General features: G+C 68.9%; 1 pseudogene. It reads right to left on the bottom strand.

The features are described from left to right. Positions 1–61: 61 nt before the first annotated feature. Positions 62–412, bottom strand: a pseudogene (locus V7793_RS38045) (2-oxoacid:acceptor oxidoreductase subunit alpha); the annotation flags it as partial.

The following is a 412-nucleotide window of genomic DNA, read 5'->3' as shown; positions in this document are numbered from 1 at the left end:
CATGGACTTGAAGTCCTTCATGGACTGCTGGGCTTCGGCCTTGGGCACCAGCTTCAGCGCCTCAGTCATCGATGGCCTCCTTGAGCACGGTGGCGAGCTGCTCGGCCTTGAACGGCATGCCGCTGACCTGGGTGTAGGAGCGGACGTCGACCAGGTAACGGGCCCGCAGGAGCGTGGCCAGCTGGCCGAGGTTCATCTCCGGCACCACGACGGTGTCGTAGGTCGTGAGCACGTCCCCGAGGTTGGCAGGGAAAGGGTTGAGATGGCGCAGGTGCGCCTGCGCGACGTGGCCGCCTTCCGCGCGGACGCGGCGGACCGCTGCGGTGATCGGCCCGTAGGTCGAACCCCAGCCCAGGACCAGGGTGCGGGCCTGCCCGGAGGGGTCGTCGACGGTGAGGTCCGGCACCGCGAC

This window comes from Streptomyces sp. KLMMK (assembly GCF_036961605.1).
GTDB classification, from domain to species: Bacteria; Actinomycetota; Actinomycetes; order Streptomycetales; family Streptomycetaceae; genus Streptomyces; species Streptomyces telluris.
Note: the sequence above shows the minus strand (reverse complement) of the source record. Positions and strands in the feature narration are given on the sequence as shown.